The following is a 267-nucleotide window of genomic DNA, read 5'->3' as shown; positions in this document are numbered from 1 at the left end:
GTTCAGCTTCTTTCCTAATGGATTCAAACAGTGGTGAAGATAAGTAACGTTCTCCAAAACTGGGGAAAATCACAACAATGAGCTTTCCTGCATTTTCTGGTCTCTTCCCCACCTTTATTGCCGCTGCTGCAGCAGCTCCTGATGAAATTCCCATCAGCAAACCTTCTTTCAAGGCAAGCAGTTTAGCAGTTTCTATAGCCTCTTCACTTGAAACCTGAATAACTTCATCTAGGAGATTTACATCCAGAACTTTGGGAATGATACCAG

The 267-nt window shown here is 42.3% G+C and carries 1 protein-coding gene; it reads right to left on the bottom strand.

The features are described 5' to 3' along the window. Nucleotides 1–267: pyridoxal-phosphate dependent enzyme (locus L9G74_RS24240; protein ID WP_238898664.1), on the bottom strand; the 267-nt coding region annotated here is incomplete at both ends.

The organism is Shewanella electrica (assembly GCF_022321485.1).
Classification (GTDB): Bacteria; Pseudomonadota; Gammaproteobacteria; order Enterobacterales; family Shewanellaceae; genus Shewanella; species Shewanella electrica.
This window is presented reverse-complemented; position numbering and strand designations above follow the sequence as displayed.